We start from the raw sequence: 21,320 nt of genomic DNA, 5'->3' as shown, positions 1-21,320 counted from the left end.
TTGAGACGCATTTCTGCCGATAGACAAAGCCATGGCACATGTTCGGGACATGACGGTTGCTCTGGCATTCGTCGCAATGCTTGCACTCTCGGCGGCGCTGGTGGCCGGGTTCTTCGGATCGCTGCATCCAGCCCTCGATTCCTTTGCTCATTTTCGCGTCCATTTTTCGGTGCTGATGGCGCTTTGCGCGCTGCCGCTGCTCGCCACCTCGTTTCGCCTGCAGGCCGCGGTCGCATTGCTGTTTGCGATAGCCTCCCTTGCCACCACGTCGAATGCCTTGCCGCTTTCGCGGCTATGGCAGGTGCAGGCCGCCTACGAAGTCAAACCCGGTGGCGGGGCGGTCTACCGCTTGCTGCAGATGAACCTCAGATTCAACAATCCAACGCCTGAGAAGGTGCTGTCGCTGATCGGCCGGACCCAGCCCGATGTGATCACCCTCGACGAGGTGTCCGAAATGTGGAAGGAAAAGCTTGGGCTGCTGTCCGGCGCCTATCCCCACCGGATCCTCTGCCCATATCCCAATGGCGTGTTCGGCGTTGCGCTGCTGTCCAGACGACCGTTTGCCATAGGCACGGAGCCGCACTGCGACAGCCGCGGCGCGATGGCGATCGCCACGGTCGATTTCGGCGGAACCGACGTCGATGTCGCCGCCATCCATCTCACCTGGCCATGGCCGCACAACCAATCACGGCAGATTGGAGGGTTGTCTGACGAAATCGCCTCGCTTGGCGAGACGTCGATCCTGGCGGGCGACTGCAACGCAGCGCCATGGAGCGCCGCCGTCCGGCGCGTCGCATCGCTTGGCAAGCTGACTGTAATGCCGTCGGTCGGCCCGACCTGGCTCTACAGAAGGCTGCCGGATTTCCTGCGCTTCGCCGGACTGCCGATCGACCAGGTTTTCAGCAAGGGCGCCATCGTTATCCGTTCGGCGTCGACCCTTGAGGACACCGGCTCAGACCATCTGCCGGTGCTGGTGGAGTTTTCGCTACGGTCGGATGAACAAAAGCCGCTCGACGAGCACCAGACGGCGACCGCGCTTGCGGCGCTGCCTGGCGGGACGCGAAGCTGAAAATCCGCAGTCCAATTATTGGCCGACAAAAGCGCGGATGAGGTGCTCGACAGGGCCGCCGTCGCGATGCTCGTGCACATCGAAGGCGATCTGCTTTGCCTCGTATTCGGCATAGATGGCATTGATCCGGCGCTTTGCCTCGCGACGTGCCTCGAAACAGTGCGGGTCATCACCGACTGCCAACCCTCGAACCGACTTTTCGGTGGCCCGCATCATCTGTCTGGCGATGCGGCCATGGGTCTCTTCATGGGCGCGGACGCCAGCGAAGAACCGCTTCCAGCGCTTCTGCAGCGCCGGCGACGTGGCTGAGGCTAGTTTGGGATAGGTATAGAAGAGATTGAGCGTCCCGTTGGCCTGGCGCAGGCGGCAGACGCCGTTTTCCGTGTAGGCGTCGAAGGTCCAATCATCGACGCTGTAGCCGGTCTGGGCGATGGCGTGGGTCATGAAGCCGTGCTTCGGCCCACCGCGATCCATGGCCTCGATCAGGGCCGCGCCGGTGGTTCCGGCAATGTTATAAGTTCGTGTCTTGACCAATACTTTAGTGTCGGCCAAGGCTGAAGGGGTGCACAACGCCCAGATCGCCACAGCGCTCGTCAGAACTGCCAGACGCATTTTTCCTTCCTCCCTGTCGCCACAGAAAGGAAACACAGGCAGGCGGTCTATTCAACAATCCTACGGTTGCGCTGCTCCTCATCTTGTTTGGTCCGGAGCAAACCTTGTGACTTACATGTTCTGGTAGACCGGGCCCTCGCCGCCCTGTGGCGGCACCCAATTTATGTTCTGGTTCGGGTCCTTGATATCGCAAGTCTTGCAGTGCACGCAGTTCTGCGCGTTGATGACGAAGCGCACATCCTTGGCGGCAGGATCGGCGGCGGCATTGCCATCCTTGTCGACCCACTCATAGACGCTGGCCGGGCAGTAACGCGTCGAGGGCCCGGCATAGACGTCATGCTCGGAGCGCTTCTGCAGGTCCATGTCGGCGACGAGCAGATGCACCGGCTCGTTCTCCTCGTGGTTGGTGTTGGACAGGAACACCGACGACAGCCGGTCGAAGGTCAGCACCCCGTCCGGCTTCGGGTAGGCGATCTTCTGGTGCGCGGCGGCCGGTTCCAGCGTGGCGTGGTCGGCCTTGCCGTGCTTCATCGTGCCGAAGGGCGAAAAGCCGAACAGCGTGTTCAGCCACATGTCGAGGCCGCCAAGGCCGACGCCGACAATGGTGCCGAAGCGCGACCATAACGGCTTGACGTTGCGCACTTTCTTCAGGTCCTTGCCGATATCGGTAGCGCGCCAGGCGGCCTCGTAGGAGGCCAGCTCGTCATTGGCGCGGCCGACGGCTATCGCATCACAGACATGCTCGGCCGCCAACATTCCCGAGAGCACGGCATTGTGCGAGCCCTTGATGCGCGGCACGTTGACGAAGCCGGCCGCGCAGCCGATCAGCGCGCCGCCGGGGAAGGACAGTTTCGGCACCGACTGCCAGCCGCCTTCGGTGATGGCGCGGGCACCATAGCCCAGACGCTTGCCACCTTCGAAGGTGCCGCGGATCGCCGGATGGGTCTTGAAGCGCTGGAACTCGTCAAACGGCGACAGATAGGGGTTCTTGTAGTTCAGGTGAACGACGAAGCCGACTGCCACCTGATTGTCCTCGAGATGGTAGAGGAAGGAGCCGCCGCCGGTCTTCATATCGAGCGGCCAGCCGAAGGAATGCTGGACAAGGCCCGGCCGGTGGTTTTCCGGTTTGACCTGCCAGAGTTCCTTGAGGCCGATGCCGTATTTTCCGGGCTCACGGCCGTCGGAAAGGTGGTATTTGGCGATCAGCTGCTTGGCCAGCGAGCCGCGCGCGCCCTCGCCGATCAAGACATATTTGCCCATCAGCGCCATGCCCGGCGCAAAGCCCGGACCGTGCGTGCCGTCCTTCTCGACACCCATGTCGCCGGTGACGACGCCGGTGACCGCACCGGCCTCGTTGTAGAGCAGGCCGACCGCGGCAAAGCCCGGATAGATCTCGACGCCCAGCGCCTCGGCCTTTGTCGCCAGCCAGCGGCAGACATTGCCGAGCGAGACGATATAGTTGCCATGATTGTTCATCAGCGGCGGCATCAGGATATTGGGCAGACGGAACGAACCGGCGGGGCCGAGAACCAGGAAATGGTCGTCGGCGACCGGTGTCCTGAAGGGATGACCCTCCTCTTCGCGCCAGCCGGGCAGCAGCCGGTCGATGCCGATCGGATCGACGACGGCGCCGGACAGGATGTGCGCGCCGACTTCGCCGCCCTTTTCGAGCACGACGACGGAAAGCTCGGGATTGACCTGCTTGAGACGGATGGCGGCGGCGAGGCCGGCCGGGCCGGCGCCGACGATCACCACGTCGAATTCCATGCTTTCGCGTTCGATATCGCTCATCGACCCCTCACTGGCTCGCTATTCCCGGCATCTTGCTGGCTCACGCGCTGCATAGCGCATCAAATAGCGACGGGAAACCGGCGAGGACGTGACAATACCGATTTCGTCGAAAAGTCACGTCCTGCCGCACAGACTCGTCGTGGCGAGCATCAATCTTCAATCCTATTCCGTTTGCACAGATATGTCGCACCGATGTTTTTAATTGTTCGACGGCTTGCTTATCGGCCATACTTCCCGCCATGCGCATATTCGGGCCGGCTGGCTTTTCATCGACGCGCTTTTTTTTCACGCCCGGCCGGATTTGCCGTGCGGCGCTCTTGGCGCTTCTGCCGCTTACGGCCCTGGATGCCCATGCCGAGCAGCAACTGGTCTGGGCGACAGGCGCCTATTCCTTTTCCGATGAGCGCGGCGGCTTCCGCATCACCGGGGCTTCCGGCATCGGCACGAAGGAGGATCCGCTAGTCATCACCGAAGAGCTGAATTCAGCGACGCCGGTAACGCTGGCCATTCGCACGACAAAGCCGATCCAGCCGTTCGGCAAGGCGGGAGACTTCGCCAACGGCCTGATGTACATGCGCATCGACGTGCTCAACAATAGCGGCCAGGCCTGGGTCGAGTTCCAGTTCGAACTCCAGGAGATCCTCGATCAGCCGAGCGTGTTCGGCGACGGCCTGTCGTTCGACCAGCGCAACAAAACGCCCGAAAATATCTGGTCGAGCAGCTACGCCGATTTCGACCGCAATTTCGAACCGTATGACCGCCTGCTGTTCAAAAACGGCAAGATCGACCCGCTGAAGACCGCCAGCTTCTATTTCCTGATCACCGACTACACGCCGCGCTGGACGTTCTATCTGGTGCAGGATCCGCGCATACCGTCGAGCTGAACTTGCAAATTCAAGCGCCGCGGCCGAATGTGAAACCATGACTGCCGCCCCCCACAATAGCCGAGCCGATCTCGCCGAGTTGCTGGCCTTCTACGCCAGCGCCGGCGTCGACGAGGCACTTGAAGAACAGCCGGTAAACAGGTTTGCAGAAGCCAGGCCGCCGGAGCGGGCGCCCGCGGCGGCCGCTCTGCCGGCCGGTGAAAATGCGGCGCCACAACGTTCGACGAGCGTGTCGCGCGCCGAAATGGGCGAGAGACCGAATACGGCACCGGTAGTGCGAACGTCCCCGGCCATGTCAACGGTGCCCGATGAGGCGCAAGCGGCATTGGCGCGGCAACTGGCGACGTCGGCGGCAAACCTCGACGAGCTTCGCCAGCACATGGCGACCTTCGACGGCTGCAATCTCAAATTCACCGCCAAGAACCTGGTGTTCGCCGACGGCAATCCGACTGCCGCGGTGATGCTGGTCGGCGAAGCACCGGGCCGCGACGAGGACATAGAGGGTCTGCCGTTCGTCGGCCGTTCGGGCCGGCTGCTCGACCGCATGCTGGCCGCGATCGGTCTTGATCGGAATTCTGTCTATATCGCCAATGTCATTCCCTGGCGGCCGCCGGGCAACCGCACGCCGACGCCGCACGAGACCGAGATCTGCCGGCCGTTCATCGAGCGGCAGATCGAACTGGTCAATCCGAAGGTGCTGGTTAATCTCGGCGGCCCGTCGGCAAAGACCCTGCTCAACACCTCCGAAGGCATATTGCGGCTGCGCGGCAACTGGCGCGTCCACACGACCCCGTCTGGCGTCGCCATTCCCGCCATGCCGACCCTGCATCCGGCCTATTTGTTGAGAACGCCGGCGCACAAGAAGCTGGCGTGGCGGGATTTCCTCGAAGTGAAGGCGAAGTTGCGTGCGCTTGGGTAATGGGTGCAGAGCGCGTCTTCCGTTCTCCCCTTGCGAGGAAGGAAGGGCGGCATCATGACCTCGCAGGTAATTGAAATGCGCCCACTTCCGGCCTAGTCGTCTCGTCATGACAGCAGCCCAGATTTCCGCCGGCAGTCTCATTCGCGAATGGCGTACACGCCGGCGCATGAGCCAGCTCGACCTTGCTATGGAGGCCGAGATCTCGCAGCGGCATCTGAGTTTCGTGGAAAGCGGCCGCGCCGCACCCTCGCGTGATATGGTGTTGCATCTGGCAGAGCAGCTCTCGATCCCGCTCAGGCAGCGCAACCAGCTGCTGCTGGCCGCCGGCTTTGCTCCGAGCTTCAGCGAACGACCACTTGACGATGCCTCGATGGCACCGGCGATGGCGGCGGTCGAGACCGTGCTCAAGGCGCACGAGCCGTTCCCGGCGCTTGCCGTGGACCGGCATTGGAACCTGGTATCGGCGAACGCCGCCATCGGCCCGTTCCTCGCCAATGTCGCCGATGCCTCCCTGCTGAAGCCGTCGGTCAACGTGTTGCGCCTCAGCCTGCATCCCGGCGGCATCGCGCCGCGCATCGTCAACCTTGCGGAGTGGCGGACGCATCTTCTGGAGCGGCTAAAGCGGCAGAACGACGCTACCGCCGATCCGGTTCTGGTCGAGCTCGAGCGCGAGCTTCGGGCCTATCCGTCCGGCCTTAAAGGCAGCCGGCCGGCGCCGGTCGAACCAAACGCGATTGTCCATCCGCTCAAGCTTGCCCATGGCGACGCGGTGCTGTCGTTCATCAGCACCATCACCGTGTTCGGCACGCCGCTCGACGTGACGCTGTCGGAACTGGCGATCGAATCTTTTTTCCCCGCCGACGAGCAGACGCGGGCGGTGCTGATGCGGCTGGCGAAAGAGCGGACCGACGCAACGAAGGGCTGATCACCCTTCCGGCGCGACGGCCTTGCGGGTGCGGGTGCGTTCGAGACCCAGCTGGCGCTCGCGCCAGATGATGAAAATCCCCGCCGCAACCACGATCATGCCGCCGACCAGCATGTTGATCGTGGCGACGTCGCCAAAGACCAGATAGCCGACGACGACGCCGAGGATCATCGAAGTGTATTCGAAGGGTGCCACGACGGAAGCCTCGGCATGGCGATAGGCCGAGGTCATCAGGATCTGGCCAAGCCCGCCGCAAAAACCCGCGGCAATCAGAAGCTCCGCCTGCACTGGCGTCAGCGCCTGCCAGCCGAATGGCAGCGAAAGCAGCGCCATGACGCTCGCGGTCACCGAAAACCACAGCACGATGGTCGCCGTCCGCTCGCTCTGGACGAGGTTGCGAACCAGGAGCATGGCGATGGCCGAGATCGCCGCGGCGATGAGGGCGGCGATGACGCCGAGCACCTCCTGATCGCCAAGGGCAGCGCCCGAACTGAGCAGCGTCAGTTCCGGCCACGAGATGATCAGCACCCCGACCAGGCCGACGGCAACCGCACTCCAGCGATAGATGCGGATGGCTTCGCCGAGGAAGATCGAACTGAACACCACGACCAGCAGCGGCTGCGCGTAGTTCAGCGTGATCGCCTCCGGCAGCGGCAGCCGCGTCAGCGCGAAGAAGCCGAGCCCCATGGCACAGACACCGACGACGCCGCGCGCAATGTGGTTGAGCGGGCGCTTCGTCGAAAAGGCGGTTCCGAGTTTTCCCTGGAAGGCGAGGAAGGCGATGATCGGAAAGATGGCGAAGAAGGAGCGGAAGAAGACGATCTGGCCCGCCGGCACGGTGCCTGCCGCCTTGATGCAGGACGACATGCCGACGAAGACCGCCACCGATACGATCTTGAGCACGATCCCGGTCAGCGTGCTGTGCTCGCCGGCGTGGTCGCCGGCAGCAAGCACTGGCAAATCCGGTCTGGCTGTCACGCCCCTTTTGCTTCCTTGATCGCCGCCCAGATGCGCGCCGGCGTTGCCGGCATGTCGATATGCCTGATGCCGTAGGCGCGGCAGAGCGCGTCGGTCACCGCATCGAGCGCGGCAGGCGTCGACCCGATCGTACCCGCCTCCCCGGCGCCCTTGATGAAGGCCATATCCTCGCGACGCGATGTAGAGGCGCTCATTCCGAATTTCGGCGTGACGACGGTCATGGAAGCCTCGCGACGATGCTTGGGAAATGATCGCCCGAAATAGACGTCGCTGCAGTTTTGTCGAGGGAGTGTTTCGTGTAAAGAGCGCAGACTTCAAATTATTTGGACCAGCGGACCCGCCCGCCGCTCCCGGACCGACAGGAAAAATCAAGGAATGCGCACAGATACCGGCCAGGTCTTCAAGCTCGAAGACTATCGCCCCAGTGATTATCTCATTCCGGAAACCAGCCTGACTTTCCGCCTTTCGCCTGAAGCAACGCATGTCACCGCCGTGCTGACGGTCGAACGTCGCGACGGGATTGCGGCGTCGGTGCCACTGGTGCTGGATGGCGACGGGCTGACGCTCCGCAGCATCGCCATCGACGGCCAGGAACCGAGCCCTGCGGATTTTCTCGCCACGCCCGACCAACTGACAATCATTAGCCCCCCTGCGACAAGGCGCTTCCAACTGAGAATCGAAACCGTGCTGGCGCCGGCACAGAACGAAGCGCTGATGGGCCTCTATCGCTCCAGCGACGTCTATTGCACGCAATGCGAGGCCGAGGGCTTTCGCCGCATCACTTATTTCCTCGACCGCCCCGACATCCTGTCGGTCTATACGGTGCGCATCGAAGCTCAGCGCCATGAGGCGCCGCTGCTTTTGTCTAACGGCAACCCGGCCGGCAGCGGCGAGCTTGCCGGCGGCTGGCACTATGCGGTCTGGCACGACCCCTTCCCCAAGCCGTCCTATTTGTTTGCGCTGGTGGCGGGCGACCTCGGCAAGATCTCGGACCGTTTCGTTACCCTGTCTGGCCGCAACGTCGAGCTCGGAATCTATGTCGAACCGGGCAAGGAGAGGCTCGCCGGCTACGCCATGGACGCTTTGAAACGGTCGATGAAATGGGACGAGGAGGCATTCGGCCGCGAATACGACCTCGATGTCTTCAACATCGTCGCCGTGTCCGACTTCAATATGGGCGCAATGGAGAACAAGGGTCTCAACATCTTCAACGACAAATACGTTCTGGCCGACCAGGAAACCGCGACCGACGCCGATTTCGCCAATATCGAGGCCATCATCGCGCATGAGTATTTCCACAATTGGACAGGCAATAGAATCACTTGCCGCGACTGGTTCCAGCTTTGCCTGAAGGAAGGGCTGACGGTTTTCCGCGACCACGAATTCTCGGCCGATCAGCGCTCGCGCGCCGTCAAGCGCATCGCCGAGGTGCGTACGCTGCGCGCCCATCAGTTTCCCGAGGACCAGGGGCCGCTGGCGCATCCGGTCCGACCTCGCCGCTACCGCGAGATCAACAATTTCTACACGGCGACGGTCTACGAAAAGGGCTCGGAAGTCGTGCGCATGATCCATACCATCCTCGGCGCCGAGACGTTCCGCGCCGGCATGGACCTCTACTTCGAACGTCACGACGGCCAGGCGGCGACGATCGAAGACTTCATCAAGGTGTTCGAAGACGTGTCCGGTCGCGACCTGTCGCAGTTTTCGCTGTGGTACCATCAGGCCGGTACGCCGAACCTGACCGTCAGCTCGGCGTATAATCCTGCGGCGCGGGAATTCACGCTCGAAATCGAGCAGTCGGTGCCGCCAACACCGGCGGAAAGCCGCAAACGGCTGATGCACATTCCGTTTGCGTTCGGCCTGGTTGGCGCCGGTGGCGAGGCGATAGCCCATAGCGGCGTCGAAGGGGCGAATGTCGAGGACGGTGTCATCCATATCCGCAAACGCCGCCATGTCGTCCGGTTTTCCGGGATTGCCGAGCGGCCCGCCATGTCGCTCAACCGCGGCTTTTCGGCGCCGGTCACGCTTTCGGTCGAGCAGCGGCCCGACGACCAGTTTTTTCTGGCTGGCCACGACAGCGACGCCTTCTCGCGCTGGCAGGCGTTCAACACGCTTTTGACCGATGCGCTGATTGCAGCCTTTCGCCAGATCCTGGACCACAGGCAACCCGAGTTCGGCGCCCGGCTGACCGGGCTTGCCGGCAAGATAGCCGGCGACGAAGCGCTCGAACCCGCCTATCGGGCACTGGCGCTGGCGCTGCCCGGCGAGGCCGATATCGCCCGCGACATCGGCAAGAACATCGACCCCGATGCCATTTTCGGGGCGCGCGAGGCGCTGGGGGTTGCGATCGCCGAGGCCAACAGCGAGGTATTCTCCAACCTTTACGATCGGCTCGCCGACAATGGTCCGTTCAGCCCTGACGCGGCCAATGCCGGGCGGCGGGCGCTGCGCAATGTCCTGCTGGACTATCTCTCCTTGCTGCCGGGAGGCGCGGAGCTCGCCGCCCGGCACTTCCAATCGGCGACCAACATGACGGATCGTGCCGCGGCGTTGACCGTGCTTGCGCACCGTCACCACGGCTCACCTGAGGCGACTAAGGCGCTGGCCGATTTCGAGGCGAAATATGCGACCGATCCGCTGGTCATGGACAAATGGTTCCAGATCCAGGCCAGCGTGCCCGGCCCGCAAACCGTCGACGCAGTGCGCGCCTTGATCAGCCACCCAGCGTTCTCGATGGCCAACCCGAACCGGGTACGGGCACTCATCGGTACGTTTTCCAGCACCAACCAGACCGGCTTCCATCGCGCTGACGGCGAAGGCTACCGGCTTTTCGCCGAAACGGTGCTGCAGGTCGAAAAACGCAACCCGCAGGTGGCCGCCAGGCTGGCGACGGCGCTCAGGTCGTGGCGCTCGCTCGAACCCGTGCGGCAGGCCAAGGCAAGGGAAGCGCTGCTTTCAATCGCCAATACCGAGAAGCTGTCGGCCGATTTGCGAGACATCGTCGAGCGCACCCTGGCGTAAGGTGCGTTGATATTCAGACGACGGGTGTCAGCCGGCTTCGCTGAATGGGCTGGCCGAGCGCGGCGTCGCCGTCTCGCCGAAGGGCGGCATCGTCGTCGACGACCGCATGCGTACGACGGAAGCCGGCATCTATGCTGCCGGCGACGTTACCGGCCGCGACCAGTTTGTGTACATGGCCGCCTACGGCGCCAAGCTCGCCGCCAGGAACGCCCTCAACGGCGACAGCCTGCGTTACGACAACAGCGCCATGCCAGCCATCGTATTCACCGATCCGCAGGTAGCGAGCGTCGGGTTGACCGAGGCCGCGGCGCGCGGCCGGGTATGCCGTTCGCGCCTCGACGATCGGTCTCGACCAGGTGCCGCGTGCGCTTGCCGCACGCGACACCCGCGGCCTGATCAAGCTCGTCGCCGACGCCGGTAGCGGCCGCTTGCTCGGCGCACATGTCCTTGCGCCGGAAGGCGCCGACAGCATCCAGACCGCGACGCTGGCGATAAAGCAGGGACTCACCGTCGACTACCTCACCGATACGATCTTTCCGTATCTCACCACTGTCGAGGGCCTGAAGCTCGCGGCGCTGTCGTTCGACAAGGACATCGCCAAGCTGTCGTGTTGTGCTGGCTGAACACCGCCAGATTGAGCCGGTCGTGTCAAAAGCGTCGCTGTGCAGTTAATTTTAGTCGATTTTTAATCTTTTTTCGCCGCGCCTCTGGACAAGGCGAATCACCTTTGATTCTTTAGTGACGATTCGGAAGTGCGGCGTTGCCGGATCGTCAAGCGGGACAGAAAATCGGGGAGTGCCATTTATGGCGAAGGCGGACGCGTGGGGCGCGCCCGGTGGGACGGCGTTTGAGCGTCGCGAGGCGCGAAGCGACGGTCTCGCAGGCAATACGCGGCTCATCGCCGAACCTGCCTACCGACGGCTGCTGGCAGCCGAGCCGCTGTTGCGGCGATCGATACCGGCCCTCATTATTATGTTTCTGTTGATCATCGCAGTACTGCGCTTTCTGTCGCTGATGAACGAGCGCGACGAGATCGAGCGCGACGCCAAGGCGATCCTTGCGCTGGCCGCCGGCCAACTGGCCAGTTCGATCGCCGCCGACGCGACCATGGTTTCCGCGCCCGGCGCGATCCAGGACCTGCTGGAGAGCACCGGTCGTCAGGGCGCGATGGGCCGAAGCCACGTACTGGCGATCACCGACAGCGCCTTCAAGATCATTGCCGTATCGCCGCAGTCGATGCACTGGGAGGGGCGATCGCTCGATGGCGTCGTGCAGGGCGGGCAGCCGCTGTTCATGTTCGGCGACCGCGCCGGGGTAATGGAGGTCAGCATCGGCGGACAGGACTGGTACGCGGCAGTGAGCCTGGCGAATGGCCGAAGGGGTGCCGCGGCAGCGTTCGTGCCGCAGGAGGCAGTTTTTGACGCCTGGCGCAAGACGGTCTCACTCAACGTCACGCTGTTCGTGCTGACGGCCGGTGTGCTGATCATCATCCTCTACGCCTATTTCGGCCAGGCGGCGCGCGCCCAGGCCGCCGATCGCATCTATCTCGAAGCCCACCAGCGCATCGACATGGCGCTGGTGCGCGGCCGCTGCGGCCTTTGGGACTGGGACATGGTGCGCGGCAAGATGTACTGGTCGCGCTCGATGTACGACATGCTGGGCTACGAGCCTTGCGACACGATGCTGTCGTTCGGCGAAGTCGACGAAATCATTCATCCCGAGGACGGCGATTTGTTCGAACTCGCCAACAGGATCGTCGCACGCGAGATCGACCATATCGACCAGGTGTTCCGGATGCGCCATGCCGACGGGCAATGGGTTTGGATGCGGGCAAGAGCACAGGTTATCGATCCGGAAGCGCCGGAGATCCAGCTGATCGGCATCGCCGTCGACGTCACCGAGCAGCGGCATCTGGCGCTGCGCTCCGAAGCCGCGGACCTGCGCCTGAGGACGGCCATCGAAAACATCAACGAATCCTTCGTCTTGTGGGATTCGTCCGAGCGTCTGATCATGTGCAATTCCAAATACCAGCAGGACAACGGCCTGTCGGATCGCGATGTGATGCCGGGCGCCCCGCGCGCCGTGCTGGAAGAACGCATGCTGGCCTTCGCCTCGGAGCGGCGGCTTGCCAATACCAACGGACCGCAGGGGGGCGTCACCTTCGAGCGCCAGCTTGCCGACGGCCGCTGGCTGCAGGTAAACGAGTTGCGGACAAGGGACGGCGGCACCGTCTCGGTCGGCTCCGACATCACCCAGATCAAGCTGCACCAGGAGAAGCTGGTCGACAGCGAGCGCCGGCTGATGGCGACAATCCACGACCTCAGCCTTGCCCGCCGCGCGGAAGAAGAACGGGCTCGTGAGCTCGTCGAACTCAATCGCAAATACATGAAGGAAACCGAGCGCGCCGAAGCGGCAAACCGGGCCAAATCCGAATTCCTGGCCAACATGTCGCACGAGTTGCGCACCCCGCTCAACGCGATCATCGGCTTCTCGGAACTGATGGAACGACGGCTGTTCGGGCCGCTGGGTTCGCCGCGCTACGAAGAGTATGCCACCGACATCAACGGCAGCGGCAAATATCTTCTCGGCGTGATCAACGACATCCTCGACATGTCGAAGATCGAGGCCGGCCAGTTCGCGCTGGATCAGGAAGAAATCGATCTCTGCCCGCTTATCAGGGAGACGGTTCGCGTCGTCTCGCTGCAGGCGGCGGAAAAGTCGATCACCGTCGAAACCCGCATTGCCGATTCGCTGACGCTGTTCGCCGACCGCAGGGCGATCAAGCAGATCCTCATCAACCTTCTGTCCAATGCGGTGAAGTTCACCGGGCAAGGCGGCCACATCTCGGTCAGAGCCCGCAGCATTTCCAGCGCGCTGATCCTGACGATCGAGGACAATGGCTGCGGCATCCCGAAGGCGGCGTTGAGCAAGCTCGGGCGGCCATTCGAACAGGTGCAAAACCAGTTCTCCAAGAGCCATGCCGGCTCCGGCCTCGGCCTCGCCATCTCGCGCTCGCTGGCCGAGCTTCAGGGTGGCGCGTTGAAGATCCGCTCGACCGAAAGCATCGGCACGATCGTCTCGGTACGCATCCCGATCAAGAAAGCCGCGCAGGCGGTCAGGGCGGCGGCGTAAAGCGTTTGGAAATTTCGAAAAGTCGGCGGGACAGCGCCCCCCTCTGTCCTGCCGGACATCTCCCCCACTTGGGGGGAGATTGGCTCTCATTTACGCCAGCTCTTTTTCTGCAACGTTGAAAATTGGCGAAGCCCGGAGCGCAATCCGATCTCCCCCCTCGTGGGGGAGATGTCCGGCAGGACAGAGGGGGGCGCGAAGAAATGGAGCCTTTGGTGTCTCCGGCGGCAGGTGCCGCCGGAGTTCATACGATTATATTTACTTCATGCCGTTGCCGCTGCCACCCCATTTACCGCCCTTCGGCAGTTCGTTCTTCTCGATCTTGCCGTCATTGTCACGGTCGAGCATGGCGAAGACCTTCTTCTGGCGGCTGGTGATGTCGTCGGCGGTCAGCGTGCCGTCGCCCTTGGTGTCGTAACGGGCGATGATGCGCCTGGCCATCTGCTCGAAGCGTGCCTTCTCCAGCGCGTCGGCGAGCTGTGCCACGGTCAGCTTGCCGCCATTGTCAGCGACCATCTTCTTCAGCCGGGCGTTCATGGCGTCGGAGAACTGGTCGAAGGTGATGGTGCCGTCATTGTCCTTCATGACCTTGCCAAGGCGCATCATCATGCCGTCGCGCGGCCCGGCGCCGGAGTGCTCGTCTGCATAGGCAGCGGTGCCGACGGCGCCGGCCAGGGCTGCGAAAACGAGTGCAAGTCTGGTTGTCTTTCTCATGGTCTTCTCCTGTTGCATCGTCACCCCCGATGCTAGAGCGGCGGACCTTCAATCCCCCGCTCTATCTCTTTGATTGAACATCGGAACCTCCCAAAAGCAGGTCGTAATTTTGGGTCCGATGCTCCCATCCGTACGGCTGGTTGCAGTCACGGCTGTTTCGCACGAAGCAGAAGGTCGAAATCCTTTCTGACCTTCTGCGACGTCTCCTTGAGATGCGCTTCAAGCACACCGAAATCCGGCAGGTCGGTGACCGCCAGAAGCAGATCCGAAAGCCCTGGCGGAACGTCGTCGCGTTCGAACGCGCCGGTAAGGCAAAGCCGTATCATCTGGGTCAGCGCCAGATAGAGCGAATAGGCATCCACCAGTTCCTGCCTGACCTGGGTGCTGGCGAAATCCGGCGCCAGGCGCGACAGGACCTCAGCCGTGCCGGTGGCCCTGCGGCCTGCCTCGATCTTTCCCGTGATCACCGCAACCTGGGCTATGAATTCGAGATCGATGAGGCCGCCCGGGATCAGCTTGATGTCCCAGGGATCGCGCGGCGGCTTCTCCTTGTCGATCATGGCGCGCATCTCGGATGCCTCGGATATCACCTTGGCTGGATCGCGCGGCAGAGCGAGCACTGCGGCAACTTCCTCCTCGACCTCGCGGCAGAGCTCGGCATCCCCGCCGATCGCGCGGGCCCGCGCCAGCGCCATGTGCTCCCACGTCCAGGCGTCCTGGCGCTGATACTTCTTGAAGGCATCGACATGCGTGGCCACCGGCCCCTTGTTGCCGGACGGCCGCAGGCGAAGGTCGACCTCGTAGAGCACGCCCTCGGCGGTCGGCGCGGAAACGGCGGCGATCAGCCGCTGCGTCAGCCGGCTGTAGTAATGCGACGGGGCAAGCGGCTTGTCGCCGTCGGACTCCTCGGCATCGGCGTCGTGATCGTAGAGCAGGATGAGGTCGACGTCGGAACCCGCCGTCAGTTCGCGGCTGCCGAGCTTGCCCATGCCGAGCAGCGCCACCCTGCCGCCGGCAACATAGCCATGACGCAACGCGAATTCCGCCATTACCGCCTGCAATGCCGCCTCGATGGTCAGGTCGGCGAGATCGGAAAAAGCGCGGCCGGCACGCGGCGGATCGATCGACCCGGCAAGCAGCCTGACGCCGATCAGGAATTTTTGCTCCGAAGCAAAGATGCGCAGCCGGTCGAGCACGTCCTCATAGGCCCTGTCGCCTTCGAGAAAGGCGGCAAGGCGCGCCGACAGATAGGCGCGGTTTGGCAGTTCGCTCAGCAGCGCCGGATCGAGCAAGCCATCGAAGACATGCGGCCGGCGCGTGATGATGGCGGCTAGCCGCGGTGCCGCGCCCATGATCGTCGCCATCAGCTTCAGCAACGCCGGATTCGACTGCAGCAGCGAAAACAGCTGGATACCGGCAGGCAGGCCGGCAAGGAATTCGTCGAAGCGGATCACTGCCTCGTCCGCCCGCCGCGTCTGGCCGAAGGCTTGCAGCAGCGCCGGCGTCAGTTCGGTCAGCCGCTCGCGCGCCTCCGCCGACCGGGTGACGCGGTAGCGGCCGAAGTGCCAGCCGCGGATAACCCGGCAGATGTCGCTCGGCCGCTGGAAGCCGAGCCGCTGCAGGGTCTGCAGGGTATCGGGATCGTCGACGTCGCCGGTAAAGACCAGATTGCCGATGCCGGCCGAAAGCTCCGGCGCGGTTTCGAACAGCGCTGCATAGTGGCGCTCGACCTGGTGGAGTGCGGCGCGGAACGTTTCGGCAAAGCCTGCTGCATCGGCAAAGCCCAGCATGCGGGCGACGCGCTCCAGCCCCTCTTCGTCCTCCGGCAGGATATGCGTCTGCTGGTCGGCAACCATCTGGATGGCGTGTTCGACGCGGCGCAGGAACCAGTATTGCCTGGTGAGCGCATCGCGCGCGTCGGCGGTGATCCAGCCGCGCGCGGCGAGCTCGCGGAGCATCGGCACGGTCTCGCGGCCGCGCAATTCGGGAAAGCGGCCGCCGGCGATGAGCTGCTGGGTCTGGACGAAGAACTCGATCTCGCGGATGCCGCCGCGACCGAGCTTGACGTTGTGGCCTTTGACCGCGACCTCGCCATGGCCCTTGTGGGCGTGGATCTGGCGCTTGATCGAATGGACGTCGGCAATCGCCGCATAGTCCATGTATTTGCGCCAGATATAGGGCTGCAGTTCCTTCAGGAACACGGCGCCGGCGGCAACATCGCCGGCCACTGGGCGCGCCTTGATCATGGCGGCGCGCTCCCAGTTCTGGCCGCGCGCCTCATAATAGCGCAGCGCCGCCTCGACCGGGATCGCCAGCGGCGTCGAGCCGGGGTCGGGACGAAGCCTGAGATCGGTACGGAAGACGTAACCGTGCTCGGTGCGGTCCTGGAGGATACGGACCAGCCGGCGGGTCAGGCGCGAAAACAGCTCTGTGGCATCGAGCGGATCGACGACGGCAGGCGCATCGGGGTCGAAGAAGACGACGAGGTCGATGTCGGAGGAGAAGTTCAGCTCATGCGCGCCGAGCTTGCCCATGCCGAGCAGAATCCAGCCCGAGCGTCGCGCCGGATTTTTGGGATCCGGCAATCGGAGCTTGCCCTGCTCATGCGCGTCGCGGAGCAGGAAATCGACGGCCGCACGCGTGCAGGCGTCGGCAAGCTCGCTTAGTCGACGCACCGTCAGCGAGGTCTCGGCCTCGCCGGCGAGATCGGCCAAGGCGATCAGGAAATGCGCCTCCGCCTTGCATTGGCGCAGCTCCATCATCAGGCTGCTTTCAGAGACGGCCTCTGCGCGTGCTGCCTTGTCGACCGCGGCGCCGATCGATGACAGCCGCGCCTCGACCGTCCCGTCGAAAAGCGCATCGAGTATCCGCGGCCGGCGGCGCGCCGTATCGCGCAGGAACGGTGATAGGTCGAACACCGCGGCGAGGAAATCCTGGACGACCCCCTTGCCGGCCAGAAATTTCGCCAGTCGCGGCAGTTCTTTTTGCCGCGCGGCGTCGGCGATCTCCGACAATTCCTGCCTGGCGCGGCCTGCATCCAGCGGAACGAGCTTTAGCGCGGGCTTCAACAGCCAGTCCGTTTCCAGGCGTCGCACTGCCATCCTCGTCACCATCAGCGATCCTCCCGCCCGGGAAAACTCATGACGACGGACAAGCCGGGATTGCCGGGCAGAAGCTCAAGCCGTCCATTGTGGAACGTCATGATCGCCTTGGCGAGGCTCAAGCCAAGGCCGGAACCCGGCTGCGAGCGGCTCTTTTCCAGCCGCACGAAACGCTCGGTCACCCTGGCGCGGTCGACATCGTCGGGAATGCCCTGGCCGTTGTCGGAGACGGCGAGCCTGATCTCGCTACCGACACGCTCCAGCGTCACGCGAACCGTAGGCTTAGACGTCGAGTCGGTCGAATATTTGATCGCATTGTCGACGATGTTGGACAGCGCCTGGCCGATCAGCTCGCGATTGCCGTTGACCGCGAAGGCACCTTGCACCGAGGTTTCGAGGGTCACGCCCGCCTCCTCCGCCACCGGCTCGTAGAGTTCGACGACGTCGTGCACGGCAGCGGCCAGATCGACCCTGGTGGTGCTTTCGGAGGAGTAGCCGGCCTCCAGCCGCGAGATCATCAGGATGGCATTGAAGGTCTTTATCAGCTGATCGGATTCGGCGATCGTTCCTTCCAGCGCCTGCCGGTAGTCGCTGGTGTTGTTCTTGCCGGAAAGCGTCGCCTCGGCGCGGTTGCGCAGCCTGGTCAGCGGTGTCTTCAGGTCGTGGGCGATGTTGTCGGAGACCTGCTTCAGACCCTCATTGAGCGTAGCTATCCGGGCCAGCATGGAATTGAGGTTTTCCGACAGCCGGTCGAACTCGTCGCCGGCGCCGGTGACCGGCAGCCGGCCGGAAAGATCGCCGCCCATGATGCGGCGGCTCGCCTCCGACACGCTGTCGATGCGCTTCAGCGCCGCGCGCCCGACGAAGAACCAGATCAGCAGCCCGCCGACGCCCATCATGCCGAGCGCCAGCATCAGAGCGCGGCGAATAACGGCGCGGAAGCGCTCCGGCTCGCCGAGGTCGCGGCCGACCAGCATGATCATCTGGTTGGGCAGGCGCAGCACCAGGGCAATGGCGTTATGGCCCTTCTCGCCTTCGGCCTGTACTTCGCTCTGGGCGGGCTCGTTCGGGTCGGAGACCGGGTTGCGTTGGCGCTCGAGCTCGCCCTCGCCGAAGCGGCGGTAGGAGAACGGTTCGGTGGTCCAGCCCTCGGCCTCGATCACGCCCGGCTCCAGGCTCTGCACGTTGCCGGTCAGGATCTGCCCGTTGGCATCGGCAATCAGATAGAGATTGGCGCCGGGCTGGCGGGAGCGCTGCTCGACGACGCGGACCAGCACCGGCAGGCCGCCGCGCTGATAGGCGCGGGCAAGGCCGAGCACCTCGTCGTTGATCGTCTCCTGCGTCTGGGCGGTCAGCATGCGCGCCGACAGCGAGGTCATGTACAAGACCAGCAACACCGCGCACAGCGCAAAAAGCAGAAGATAAAGCGCTGAAAGCCGCGCTGCCGTCGTCCTCATGATGGCCGGCACGGAAAGAGCCATGGGATTCTAGCCGCTTTTCAGCATATAGCCGGCGCCGCGAACCGTGTGCAGGATCGGCTTGTCGAAGCCCTTCTCTATCTTGCCTCGCAGCCGCGAGATATGAACGTCGATGACGTTGGTCTGCGGATCGAAATGGTAGTCCCAGACATTCTCGAGCAGCATGGTGCGCGTCACCACCTGGCCGGCATGGCGCATCAAATATTCGAGCAGGCGGAACTCGCGCGGCTGCACCGTTATCTCGCGCCCGGCGCGCCGCACCGAGTGCGACAGCCGGTCGAGTTCGAGATCGCCGACCCGGTAGACGGTTTCGGCTTCCCTGGCGCTGGCGCGGCGGTTCAGCACCTCGACGCGGGCGAGCAGTTCGGAAAAGGCGTAGGGCTTGGTCAGATAGTCGTCGCCGCCGGCGCGCAGACCGGTGACCCGGTCGTCGACTTCGCCCAGCGCCGACAGGATCAGCACGGGCGTCGTATTGCCTCTGGACCTGAGCCCGGCGATGACAGACAGGCCGTCGCGGCGCGGCATCATGCGGTCGACGACCATGACGTCATAGTCGCCGGAATCGGCGAGCGCGAAGCCGGTTTCGCCGTCGCCCGCGACATGGGCGGTATGGCCGGCCTCGGCGAACGCCTTCTGCAGATAGTCGGCTGCCTCGCGATCGTCTTCTATGACGAGAATCTTCATAGAACCGTTATACGCGATTTCGCTGGAAGATTGAGTGGCCGGCATATGCATCGTGGCCTTCTCCATGGCGTATCGCGAACAAAGTGATTCAGGGATACGCGGTAAGTCTTTGTTTTAGCATGTCGTAGCCTAAAACCGCTTCACGCCTTGAGCGGCATGTTCGAGCGGCAGCGGGCGATGGGAAGCCCGCTGCCGCTGGGGCGGAACACGATGACTGACTAACGTATTCAGGCCCCGTGCTTTCCCGGGCGGCGGCTCGGGGGTGTTGAAAACCGCCGCACCGGAAAAGTCGAACCGGTCGTCAGCCCTTGGCGACAGGCAGCGCAACGAAGCGGTTGCTGTCGTCGCGGGTGATCTGCATCAGCACCGCCTTGCGGCCGGACTTCACCGCGTCGGCCATCGCCTTGTCGACGTCGCCGGTGCCGTTCACTTCCGTCGAATTGACGGAGGTGATGACGTCGCCGGGCTGGATGCCGCGATCGGCGGCATCGCTGTTGGGGTCGACATCGGTCACCACAAGGCCCTTGCCATTGTCGGACTTGGTGACGGTCAGGCCGAGATCGGCGAGCGTGTCGGTCTTCGGCGCTGGGGCAGGCTGCTGGTCGGCCGAGGCCTGCTTATCGTTCGTCGGCAGCTTGCCGAGATCGACCTTGACCGCCTCGCTCTTGCCGTTGCGCCACACGGTGACATCGACCGATTTGCCGGGCGGGTATGCGCCGATCAGACGGGCGAGTTCCTTCGGCGAAGCAACGTCCTTGCCGTCCACCTGGGTGATCACATCACCGGCGGTGATGCCGGCCTTCTTGCCAGGACCGTTGTCCTGCGCGCTGGCAACGAGCGCGCCCTTGCCGGACCCAAGGCCAAGCGACTCGGCGATTTCGGGGGTGACCGGCTGGATCTCGACACCGAGCCAGCCGCGCTGCACGGTGCCGTTCTTCATCAGATCCTGCACGACCTGCTTGGCGGTCGAAGCGGGAATGTCGAAGGCAATGCCGACGCTGCCGCCCGACGGCGAGAAGATCGCGGTATTGATGCCGACGACCTGGCCGTTGAGGTTGAAGGTCGGGCCGCCCGAATTGCCGCGGTTCACCGAGGCATCGATCTGGATGAAGTCGTCATAAGGGCCGGCGCCGATATCGCGGCCGCGGGCCGAAACGATGCCTGCGGTAACCGTGCCGCCGAGGCCGAACGGATTGCCGACCGCCACCACCCAGTCGCCGACGCGAACCTTGGAATCATCGGCGAAGTCGACATAGGTGAACCTGTTGCCGTCATCGACCTTGAGCACGGCGAGATCGGTGCGCGGATCGGTGCCGATCAACTTGGCGTCGAGTTCCTTGCCGTCATTGGTCACCACGGTGAAGGCGGTGCCCTCCTCGACGACGTGGTTGTTGGTGACGAGATAGCCGTCATCGGAGATGAAGAAGCCGGACCCTTGCGCCACCGGCCGCGGCTGGTCGTTGTTGCGGTCACGGTGTCCAAAACGGCGCATTCCGTTCGGGCCCTGATCGCCGCCCTGATCGCCAAAGCCGCGGAATTCGCGGAAGAACCGGCGCAGCTGCGGATTGTCGGGAAGATTGCCTAGGCCGTCCTCGTCGTCCATCTGGCCGGAACCGTCATCGGCCGTCGACTGGATCTTGGCTTTGACGCGGACGCTGACGACCGCCGGCGAAACGCGCTCGACCACATCGGCGAAGCTCGGGACCTGGGGTGCCTCGACACGTACGGCATCGGCCAGCACCGGGGCTGTCCCGGTGGCAACAGCACCAAAGCCGATCGCGCCGGCAATGGCCAGGGATGCGGCTGCGGCCAGCAGGCGTTTGCGGGTGCGAAGATATGAATTGGGGGCAACATTCATGGTTCTCGTATCCTCTTTTCAAGGGACGCCCCTTGATTGGCATCCTCGACAAAGGAAATAGCGAGCCGCACATTACGGCGCCATTTCCGGTACATGAAACTTTCGTAATGTATCACCGACAAAGGCGCATAAATCTCTGGTCGTGCCCGTCCGGTGC

The 21,320-nt window shown here is 63.6% G+C and carries 16 protein-coding genes and 1 pseudogene; 7 read left to right on the top strand and 10 right to left on the bottom strand.

Features of this window, described 5'->3' with window-relative positions; translation table 11 throughout:
- Positions 1-31 precede the first annotated feature (31 nt).
- Complete coding sequence (locus NKJ46_RS15910; RefSeq protein WP_352665912.1) at positions 32-1,069, top strand: endonuclease/exonuclease/phosphatase family protein; 1,038 nt, start codon at positions 32-34, stop codon at positions 1,067-1,069.
- A 15-nt stretch (positions 1,070-1,084) separates the two neighbouring features.
- On the opposite strand, the gene NKJ46_RS15905 is transcribed toward NKJ46_RS15910, so the two are convergent.
- The 3 genes from NKJ46_RS15905 to NKJ46_RS15895 form a co-directional block, all read right to left on the bottom strand.
- Positions 1,085-1,681 carry a DUF922 domain-containing protein gene (locus tag NKJ46_RS15905; RefSeq protein WP_352665911.1) on the bottom strand — a complete coding sequence of 199 codons (597 nt, stop codon included), beginning with the start codon at positions 1,679-1,681 and terminating at the stop codon, positions 1,085-1,087.
- A gap of 111 nt (positions 1,682-1,792) precedes the next feature.
- Complete coding sequence (locus tag NKJ46_RS15900; protein ID WP_352665910.1) at positions 1,793-3,472, bottom strand: electron transfer flavoprotein-ubiquinone oxidoreductase; 1,680 nt, start codon at positions 3,470-3,472, stop codon at positions 1,793-1,795.
- A 40-nt stretch (positions 3,473-3,512) separates the two neighbouring features.
- Positions 3,513-3,761 (bottom strand): hypothetical protein, encoded by a 249-nt coding sequence (locus NKJ46_RS15895; RefSeq protein WP_352665938.1) that lies wholly within the window; start codon positions 3,759-3,761, stop codon positions 3,513-3,515.
- Between NKJ46_RS15895 and NKJ46_RS15890 the strand changes: the two genes are divergently transcribed.
- The 3 genes from NKJ46_RS15890 to NKJ46_RS15880 all read left to right on the top strand — a co-directional run bounded on the left by NKJ46_RS15890 (position 3,712) and on the right by NKJ46_RS15880 (position 6,200).
- A complete protein-coding gene (locus NKJ46_RS15890) occupies positions 3,712-4,356 on the top strand; it encodes a hypothetical protein (protein ID WP_352665909.1) in 645 nt (214 codons plus the stop codon). The two genes, NKJ46_RS15895 and NKJ46_RS15890, sit on opposite strands and share 50 nt — an antisense overlap.
- A 37-nt stretch (positions 4,357-4,393) precedes the next feature.
- Positions 4,394-5,275 carry a uracil-DNA glycosylase gene (locus tag NKJ46_RS15885; RefSeq protein WP_352665908.1) on the top strand — a complete coding sequence of 294 codons (882 nt, stop codon included), beginning with the start codon at positions 4,394-4,396 and terminating at the stop codon, positions 5,273-5,275.
- A 106-nt stretch (positions 5,276-5,381) separates the two neighbouring features.
- On the top strand, positions 5,382-6,200 hold the full coding sequence (locus NKJ46_RS15880; protein WP_352665907.1) for a helix-turn-helix domain-containing protein: 819 nt from the start codon (positions 5,382-5,384) through the stop codon (positions 6,198-6,200).
- On the opposite strand, the gene NKJ46_RS15875 is transcribed toward NKJ46_RS15880, so the two are convergent.
- Both NKJ46_RS15875 and NKJ46_RS15870 read right to left on the bottom strand, forming a co-directional pair.
- Positions 6,201-7,178, bottom strand: coding sequence for a DMT family transporter (locus NKJ46_RS15875; protein ID WP_502903409.1), 978 nt, complete (start codon positions 7,176-7,178; stop codon positions 6,201-6,203). It abuts the gene before it with no gap.
- Positions 7,175-7,399 carry a hypothetical protein gene (locus tag NKJ46_RS15870; RefSeq protein ID WP_352665937.1) on the bottom strand — a complete coding sequence of 75 codons (225 nt, stop codon included), beginning with the start codon at positions 7,397-7,399 and terminating at the stop codon, positions 7,175-7,177. Before NKJ46_RS15870 ends, NKJ46_RS15875 begins: the two co-directional genes overlap by 4 nt.
- A 154-nt stretch (positions 7,400-7,553) precedes the next feature.
- Between NKJ46_RS15870 and pepN the strand changes: the two genes are divergently transcribed.
- The 3 genes and pseudogenes from pepN (at position 7,554) to NKJ46_RS15855 (ending at position 13,331) form a co-directional block, all read left to right on the top strand.
- Positions 7,554-10,199: an aminopeptidase N gene (pepN, locus tag NKJ46_RS15865; protein WP_352665906.1), complete on the top strand. Its 2,646-nt coding sequence runs from the start codon at positions 7,554-7,556 to the stop codon at positions 10,197-10,199.
- 46 nt (positions 10,200-10,245) lie between these two features.
- Positions 10,246-10,822, top strand: a pseudogene (locus NKJ46_RS15860) (oxidoreductase dimerization domain-containing protein); the annotation flags it as partial.
- 181 nt (positions 10,823-11,003) lie between these two features.
- The gene (locus tag NKJ46_RS15855; protein WP_352665905.1) at positions 11,004-13,331 is read left to right on the top strand and encodes a PAS domain-containing sensor histidine kinase; all 2,328 of its coding nucleotides are present in this window, start codon (positions 11,004-11,006) and stop codon (positions 13,329-13,331) included.
- 255 nt (positions 13,332-13,586) lie between these two features.
- On the opposite strand, the gene NKJ46_RS15850 is transcribed toward NKJ46_RS15855, so the two are convergent.
- The 5 genes from NKJ46_RS15850 to NKJ46_RS15830 all read right to left on the bottom strand — a co-directional run bounded on the left by NKJ46_RS15850 (position 13,587) and on the right by NKJ46_RS15830 (position 21,163).
- On the bottom strand, positions 13,587-14,042 hold the full coding sequence (locus tag NKJ46_RS15850) for an EF-hand domain-containing protein (protein ID WP_352665904.1): 456 nt from the start codon (positions 14,040-14,042) through the stop codon (positions 13,587-13,589).
- Between the two features lie 146 nt (positions 14,043-14,188).
- Positions 14,189-17,143, bottom strand: coding sequence for a bifunctional [glutamine synthetase] adenylyltransferase/[glutamine synthetase]-adenylyl-L-tyrosine phosphorylase (locus NKJ46_RS15845; RefSeq protein WP_502903408.1), 2,955 nt, complete (start codon positions 17,141-17,143; stop codon positions 14,189-14,191).
- Between the two features lie 11 nt (positions 17,144-17,154).
- Positions 17,155-18,624, bottom strand: a complete 1,470-nt coding sequence (locus tag NKJ46_RS15840; protein ID WP_352665902.1) for a sensor histidine kinase — start codon at positions 18,622-18,624, stop codon at positions 17,155-17,157.
- Positions 18,625-18,630: 6 nt separating this feature from the next.
- Entirely contained in the window at positions 18,631-19,305 is a 675-nt protein-coding gene (locus tag NKJ46_RS15835) for a response regulator transcription factor (RefSeq protein WP_352469008.1), read from the bottom strand.
- Between the two features lie 301 nt (positions 19,306-19,606).
- Positions 19,607-21,163, bottom strand: coding sequence for a Do family serine endopeptidase (locus tag NKJ46_RS15830; RefSeq protein ID WP_352665901.1), 1,557 nt, complete (start codon positions 21,161-21,163; stop codon positions 19,607-19,609).
- Between the last annotated feature and the right edge of the window lie 157 nt (positions 21,164-21,320).

It is taken from the genome of Mesorhizobium sp. M0166 (assembly GCF_040322255.1).
Lineage (GTDB): Bacteria > Pseudomonadota > Alphaproteobacteria > Rhizobiales > Rhizobiaceae > Mesorhizobium.
This window is presented reverse-complemented; position numbering and strand designations above follow the sequence as displayed.